Here is a 7,816-nt window from a genome sequence, read left to right on the forward strand (position 1 = left end):
TATAAGCATTTAGAAATAATGTAAGTCTTTTAGTGAGAGCATTAAAGAAAGTTATTTAGTACTTAAGAACCCCATGCGTTTATGCGTGGGAATTTCAGGAAAGTCAAAACAATTAAATATAAAATTTAAAGTAAGTCGCATTTAATGTAAAGGAAATATTAAACATAAAAAATGTAAGGAGATATATTTAAATTATCTCCTTACATTTTTATTATTTAGGAATCTTTAAAATCATCTATTCAAATGCCTTTTCAAATACTGCATTAACAATATCCTTAGAGGCAACTCCTTCATGAACTTTAATTCCATCTACGTAGTAGGTAGGTACATAATAGTAAGTATATTGTTTTGCTATATCCGGTTGAAGCTCTTCATCAATAATTTTAATTTCGATATTAGCATATTGTGGATTTTTATTTTTTATATCTTCCATCCAAGCAAGTGCCTTTTTACAATATGGGCACCATTCAGTTACAAACATAATTACTGGTTTCATTTATTATCACCACCAAACTTTTTATTTAATATATATTATTATACATATAAATAGTATACACCATTTTTGTTATTCCACGTGAATTATAATAATAATAATTCATAGAAATATGTTAAGCGATTTGATATAATGAAATAGTCAAAATATAATTCTATGAGAATATGGAAAAATATTTCAATGAATTTTAATTAGTAACTAAAAATGAGTATAAAGGAGAACCTTAAATGCAAACAGTAAAACAGTTGTTTAAAAGAGAAACATTAGTGAAAATAATATTATTGGCATTAATGGTATTATTTGCATATTTAATAAGATCCATTTTTAATTTGATTTTATTAACTTTTATGATTACATATTTAGCAAATAGTTTACAATGCTTATTAGTTAAGCAAATTAACAAAGTTATAAGGGTAAATCCAACTATTATTACTATAATTATATACATGATAATGACAGCAACTATAGTTCTTCTTCTTGTTAAGTATATACCAATTGCTATTTCAGAAAGTATACTCATCCTGGATAAAATAGAATATATTAAATTACCCAAAAGTAATAAAGGGGTTATGGTATATTTAACACCAATATTTGAGCAAATTGACATAGCTAGTTATGCTAAATCTGGTATTCAAAGCATTATGCTATTTGTAACTAATTTTGGAGAATGGAGTTTGAACTTTTTTATGGCATTATTACTAAGTTTAATATTCGTATTAGAGAAAGACAGCATATTAGATTTTATGCATAGGTTTAAAGGAAGTAAAATTTCAGTGGAATATAATTATCTCAGCTATTTTGGTAATAACTTTTTGAATTCTTTTGGAAAAGTAATACAGGCCCAAATAATGATAGCTATTACAAACACAGCATTATCAGTTGTTGGACTTACGATAATGGGGTTTCCTCAATTATTCGCTCTTGCATTTATGATATTCATTTTAAGCCTTGTACCTGTGGCAGGGGTATTTATCTCATTAATCCCTCTATGTTTAATTGCGTTTAAAATAGGTGGATTAATTAAAGTAGTTTTTGTTCTTGTTATGATTTTTGTAATTCATGCTATTGAAACTTATGTTTTAAATCCAAAACTTATGTCTGACACAACTCATCTTCCAATATTTTTCACGTTTGTAATATTAGTAGTGTCAGAGCATTTTATGGGGATTTGGGGTCTACTCCTTGGAATACCAATATTTATATTTATATTAGATATAATTGGAGTGGATTTGAGCGAAAAAACCCACGCAAAAATAGAAAGGCAGTGATTTTGTGTCAATAAAAAAGATGGAATCTATATTAAAATGTCCTGTATGCAATTTGTGTTTAGAGAAATATGAAAAACAATATGTATGTTTAAATAACCATAGTTATGATATAGCTAGTAAAGGGTATATTAATCTTCTGCTTGCAAATCAAAAGAAAACAAAGGATCCTGGGGACAGTAAAGAAATGATGGAAGGGCGTAGAGATTTTTTAAATAAGGGATATTATCAAAAGTTTTCTGAAACATTGAATGAGGTAATAATATCAAACTTAAATGGAAATAATGTAAATATACTTGATGCCGGTTGTGGTGAAGGCTATTTTTTATGTGAATTAAAGGAAGCCATATATGAAGAAGAACCTAAGATTATTGAAAATAGAAAATTTGATTTTTTTGGAGTGGATATTTCAAAATCTGCAGTAACTTATGCGGTTAAGAGAGATAAAGAAATAAATTTCATAGTAGGTAGTAATTTTAATATACCTATAATGCCAAGCAGCATAGATATTATTATCAGAAACTTTGCACCTTCTGATGAGAGTGAGCTTAAGAGAGTTCTAAAGGATAATGGAAAACTAATTGTTGTAACCCCTGGAATTCAGCATTTATATGGATTAAAAGAAATATTATATATAAACCCTAGAAAACATGAAGAAAAAGAAATAACATTTGAAGGGTTTAAGTTAATTGACAATATAGAAGTTAAATACAATATTAACGTAGAAGATGGCGCACACGTTAAGAATCTTATTGCAATGACTCCTTATTATTGGACTTTTGACAATTGTATGAGGGAAAAAGCCAGTGAAACCTATAAACTTTCAACTGAGATTGATTTTAATATAAGTGTATATGAGAAGGGTTAATAATATACTGAAATATGGTATCATATTATATTATTAGGAGGGAACATGAATCTTAAAAAAGAATACTTCTTAGCGAAAACTAATATTACAGAAGAGGATCTTACTAAGAATAATATAGACTGGGAAGTATTAAATGATATATATCTTGATTTTAATATCTATAGGAGCAATTATGAAAGCCAGGCCGGATTCATAGCTGATACTCTAAGGACACATAAAAAAATACATTCAGTAAAGTCTAGAGTTAAAGAGCCAGAGAGGTTAATAGAAAAGATAATTAGAAAGACCCCTGGAAGAAAAGAAAAGTATGGATTGGAATTTCAGTTCTCCATTGGAAACTATAAACAAGAAATAAATGATTTGATAGGAGTTAGAGCAATACATATTTTTAAAGAAGATTGGGAAGATATACACAATTTCATTTATAGTACGTGGAAAGTAATTGAAATCACTGCTAATGTTCGCGAAGGTGATGATACTAAAAGATTTGATGAACTAAATATTGAAATCCATTCCAGAAAATCAGGATATAGATCTGTGCACTATTTGATAGAGTTTTTCCCAACAAGTCAAAAGGTTATAGCAGAAATTCAGGTGAGGACAATATTTGAAGAAGGGTATGGTGAAATTGACCATCAGTTAAGATATTCTCACAGCGAAATTCCAGAAGTGTTAGCTTTAAATCTTTTATTATTTAACCGTATAGCAGGAAGCGCCGATGAGATGGCCTCTTTAATAAATTTACTAAATAAAAATTGGACTGAAATGGAAACAAAATACGAAAATATAATAGATCTAAAGGATAAAGAGATAAAGGCACTGAAAGGCGAAAATTAATTGAAAAATAAAGGGGGGGGTTGTAATGAAAAAAATATTTAATGCAATATTAAAAGGCATTGTGAACATCATCAATAGATTTCCACAAACTATTGGTATATCAACGGCCTGTGTTATACTTCTTATCTATATATCAGAAATAACATCAGTAATAAGTGGCGATTATATAGATACTCTTCATAGGATAACTATGGTTATTGCTCTTGGAATTCCACTTTCACTGTGTACTAACCTTTTCTTTGAAAGATTAGAGAAGTACAAGAAAGTATCCCTAATTGCGTCTTATTTGGGGGGGGCTGTTCTACTAATCCTTTATTATTACCTCTTTCTAAAGGATATAGGTATGATGGGGATGGTTTCAATATCAAGATATATTGCCTTTAGCCTTATTTTATATTTAATTTTCCTTATAATATCATATATCCCAAGACGTGTGGACTTTGAGATTTTTGTAGTAAGGGTTTTTACTAGATTTTTTACTACAATTTTATACTCTTTAGTTTTATATCTTGGACTTGCAGCAATTCTTTTTACTATTGATAAACTTTTAGGAATTGATATTAAGGGAGAGCTATACTATTACACTTTCCTTGTTGTTGCTGGTATATTTGCACCGTCATTTTTTCTTGCAGGTCTTCCTACAAAAGACGAAAAATTAACTTTAAACGACTATTCTCGTCTTTTGAATGTACTTGTGCTATATATAATAATACCACTTATTTCAGTATATACATTAATATTATATATATATTTCGGAAAAATAATCATTACAAGGCAGTGGCCAGAAGGACTTGTATCTAATCTTGTGCTTTGGTATTCTGTGCTAAGTGCAACGGTTCTATTTTTTATATCGCCATTACTTAATGAAAAGAGCTGGACCAAAAGATATATGAAGTATTTTCCCAAGGCAATTCTTCCACTAATAGTCATGATGTTTATTTCTATAGGAATAAGAATTAATGCATACGGGGTAACTGAAAATAGATATTTTGTTGTAGCACTTGGTATATGGGTATTTTCAATTATGATTTATTTTGCAACTATTAAAGAACTAAGAAATATAGTGCTTCCACTATCTCTAGCAGTAATAACTTTTATAACTGTATTTGGTCCTTTTAGTAGTTATACACTTTCAAAATATAGTCAAAACAAAAGGCTAACTAAGATATTTGTTGAAAATAACATGATTAAAGATAGTAGTGTGATTAAAGCAAACACTGTTGTAAATGCTGAAGATTCTAGGCAGATATCCAGTATTATTAATTACTTTGAAAGGAATCATAGTTTAAAAGACGTTAAAGGTTTGCCACAAGACTTTAAAGTTTCTGATTTGGAGAAGGTATTAGGAGTAAAATATACCGATGAATATAATATAGAAAATAGTGGAAATTTCTATTTTAATTCTTCAGGTGCATTAAAACCAATTGATATAAGAGGATATGATTATTTCTTTGATTCAAGAAATTCACGGCAGCAGGGAAGTAGCTTAGACTTTAGCATAAATTTTGATTATGAATCAAGCATGTTAAAGATAAATGAAGATGGAAAAGATATTTATAAAAAGGATCTACAGGATTTCGCAAATATACTTATGGATAAATATGGTGCAAACCAAGACCAGACAAATATTCCTTGGGAAGAAATGTCATTTGAAGATGAAAATGGAAAAGTTAAAATAAAGATTCAATTCTCTAATCTATCTGGAAATAAGAATGCTTCAAGTGGTAAAATAGAATCGAAGAATTTTGAGTTTTATGTTATTGTGAAGTTGAAATAATGAATAAAATATATAGACTAAATTCTTAAGGGGGACTTTATATGAAATTTTATATTCGAGAAAAAATATTTTCAATAGGTGATAAGTTTACAATTAAAGATGCTTCAGGAGATGATGTGTTTAATGTAGAGGGAAAGATTTTTTCAATGGGAAATAAGTTAAAAATTTATGACATGAGTAGTAATGAAATTGTATATATTGAGCAGAAGTTATTTAAACTACTTCCAGAGTATAGTATATATTTAAATGGAACCTATGCTGCAAAAGTGAAAAAAGAATTTACATTCTTTAACAATAGGTTCGACATAGATAGCAACATGGGGAATTACGAGATTGAAGGAGATTTTCTTGCTCATGATTTTTCAATTATGAAAAATGGTAGTACAGTTGCGGAAATAAACAAAAAATGGGTTGCGTGGGGAGATACTTACGAAATTGAAATCAATGAACAAGAAAATTACGCGTTTATATTAGCATTAGTAATTGTAATTGATCAAGTATTGCATGATAATAAGAACAAAAATAATAGTTAAATACGATACAAATTAAGATTTTCTAATAAAATTTTATAAATTTCACTAGAAATGATTTATTCATAACATTTAAGATGTTATAATGTATTTGATAAATAAAAGATTTGAGGTGCATCTATGACTAATGATGAAATATATAAACGTATAATGGTTATGACTAGTGTTAAAGCTGGGAAAAGCTTTGTCAAAACTTCTGAGATAAGTAAGGGTGACTTAGGAAAGCTTTGCAAGAGATATAATATATTTGTAGAAGGAAAAGCTACTAAGGAAGATATAATTGATAGATTTGTAAATGAGACCCTTGGAATAAAATTAAGAAATAAGGTAATCAACAAATACAATATTAGATAAGAATTATTTATTTACTATGATAAATTTAATATAGGGAGGATGATACATTTTCATTGTATCATCCTCCCTATATTTTTAATGTATAAATAACCGTATTTAATAAAATAATAGCTAAGAGGTGAAAATAATGAAGTTGTTTGTACCAGATATTGCATATATAGATCCGAAAGTTCTCAAGTTGGATTCAGGAAAAAAAGTTTTAAAATATTTAGAAAAATTAAGAGTACCCATAGTTAATTCGAAGAAGGTAGTAATAGATTGTGGATCCCCTGAGAAAAATTATGCTGCGGCTAAAAAAACTGTTCTTTTTACAACAAATGGTCAAAAAAAATTAGTGAGTTGTAGACCATCGGCGGACTATCAATTTTCACTATCAAGTTCCTGTCCAGCCAATTGCGAATATTGTTATCTTCAGACTACTCAAGGTGAAAAACCTTTTATGAAGATTTTCCTAAATATTGAAGAAATTTTGGAAGTTATTCAATGTTATATAGATGAGAATATGCCGAATATTACCTCGTTTGAATGTGCAAGTATAACAGATCCCATTGCGCTTGAACATCTAAGTGGAAACTTAAAAAGATGCATAGAATACTTTGGTGATAGTTTAAGCGGCAGATTGAGGCTTGTAACTAAATTTGATAATGTTGAGCCATTTTTAAAGCTAAAACATAATAAACATACAAAGTTTAGGTTTACTTTAAATTCTCGGTATGTAATAAATAACTTTGAACATAATACTTCCGGTTTTAAGGAGAGAATAGAGGCAGTTAAAAAAATAGCTGGGGCTGGATATCCCATAGGATTTATAATTGCACCTATTATGATATACGATAATTGGAAAGATGAATATAAGGAGCTATTCGAAACATTAAAAATAGCATTAGTTGATTATAAGGGTGAAATAAGTTTTGAGCTTATTCAACATCGATTTACTAAAGCAGCAAAGGAGCTAATAGTTCAAAGATTTAAGAATACTCTGCTTGATCTCAATGAAGAAAATAGGTTATTAAAGTGGGGTCCTTATGGGAAATTTAAGTATGTTTATAAGAAGCCAGATAGTGAGGATATGAATAATTATATATCTGGACTGATAAATAATAATTTTAACGGAGCAATAATTGAATATTTCACTTAATATTCTTTATTAAGTGAAAATACATATTGTTAATCTACATTGAATATGCTAATATAATCATAAGTTTCAGTTATTAAGAATTTTGTAGGTTAAATAAGAGGAGGAATATTTATGGATAAATATGTTTGTACAGTATGTGGATACATTTATGACCCAGCAGTGGGCGATGATGATGGTGGAATAAAACCAGGAACTAAGTTTGAAGATATACCGGAAGATTGGGTTTGCCCACTATGTGGTGTTGGTAAATCAGAGTTTGAAAAGGTAGAATAGTAATATAAATAAATCAGCATAAAGATTAACATCTTTATGCTGATTTAATTTTATTTTTCTGTTCAAAACAGAATTAATTATGTGACTTAAAAAATTAATTTTAATGGAGACATTGAAATTCCTCCTTCTATAAGGTCTAAAAAGTCCTCTCTAGAAATATTAACTGCACCTAAACTTTCTAGATGTACTGTATCTTATACTCCGCACAATATATTATAAAATCCCTATATTTAATTTTAGGGTATTTTTTACTTGTATTTTCAACAATACTACAAACTTTT

At 28.5% G+C, this 7,816-nt stretch carries 9 protein-coding genes; 8 read left to right on the forward strand and 1 reads right to left on the reverse strand.

Annotated features, from left to right (window positions below; all coding sequences use genetic code 11):
* Window positions 1–235: 235 nt before the first annotated feature.
* Complete coding sequence (locus KPL51_RS22360; protein ID WP_216166520.1) at window positions 236–496, reverse strand: glutaredoxin family protein; 261 nt, start codon at window positions 494–496, stop codon at window positions 236–238.
* Window positions 497–720: 224 nt separating this feature from the next.
* Between KPL51_RS22360 and KPL51_RS22365 the strand changes: the two genes are divergently transcribed.
* The 8 genes from KPL51_RS22365 to rd all read left to right on the forward strand — a co-directional run bounded on the left by KPL51_RS22365 (window position 721) and on the right by rd (window position 7,535).
* Window positions 721–1,761, forward strand: a complete 1,041-nt coding sequence (locus tag KPL51_RS22365; RefSeq protein WP_216166522.1) for an AI-2E family transporter — start codon at window positions 721–723, stop codon at window positions 1,759–1,761.
* Between the two features lie 4 nt (window positions 1,762–1,765).
* Window positions 1,766–2,626: a methyltransferase domain-containing protein gene (locus tag KPL51_RS22370; protein WP_216166524.1), complete on the forward strand. Its 861-nt coding sequence runs from the start codon at window positions 1,766–1,768 to the stop codon at window positions 2,624–2,626.
* Between the two features lie 45 nt (window positions 2,627–2,671).
* On the forward strand, window positions 2,672–3,463 hold the full coding sequence (locus KPL51_RS22375) for a RelA/SpoT domain-containing protein (RefSeq protein WP_216166526.1): 792 nt from the start codon (window positions 2,672–2,674) through the stop codon (window positions 3,461–3,463).
* Window positions 3,464–3,488: 25 nt separating this feature from the next.
* Window positions 3,489–5,240, forward strand: a complete 1,752-nt coding sequence (locus KPL51_RS22380; RefSeq protein ID WP_216166527.1) for a DUF4153 domain-containing protein — start codon at window positions 3,489–3,491, stop codon at window positions 5,238–5,240.
* A gap of 41 nt (window positions 5,241–5,281) precedes the next feature.
* Entirely contained in the window at window positions 5,282–5,773 is a 492-nt protein-coding gene (locus KPL51_RS22385; protein WP_216166528.1) for an LURP-one-related/scramblase family protein, read from the forward strand.
* Window positions 5,774–5,890: 117 nt separating this feature from the next.
* Window positions 5,891–6,124 carry a hypothetical protein gene (locus KPL51_RS22390; protein WP_216166529.1) on the forward strand — a complete coding sequence of 78 codons (234 nt, stop codon included), beginning with the start codon at window positions 5,891–5,893 and terminating at the stop codon, window positions 6,122–6,124.
* A 127-nt stretch (window positions 6,125–6,251) separates the two neighbouring features.
* Window positions 6,252–7,262, forward strand: a complete 1,011-nt coding sequence (gene splB / locus KPL51_RS22395) for a spore photoproduct lyase (RefSeq protein WP_216166530.1) — start codon at window positions 6,252–6,254, stop codon at window positions 7,260–7,262.
* 111 nt (window positions 7,263–7,373) lie between these two features.
* Entirely contained in the window at window positions 7,374–7,535 is a 162-nt protein-coding gene (rd, locus tag KPL51_RS22400; protein ID WP_216166531.1) for a rubredoxin, read from the forward strand.
* Window positions 7,536–7,816: the final 281 nt, after the last annotated feature.

The sequence above is a fragment of the Clostridium bowmanii genome, from assembly GCF_018861315.1.
Lineage (GTDB): Bacteria > Bacillota > Clostridia > Clostridiales > Clostridiaceae > Clostridium_AD > Clostridium_AD bowmanii.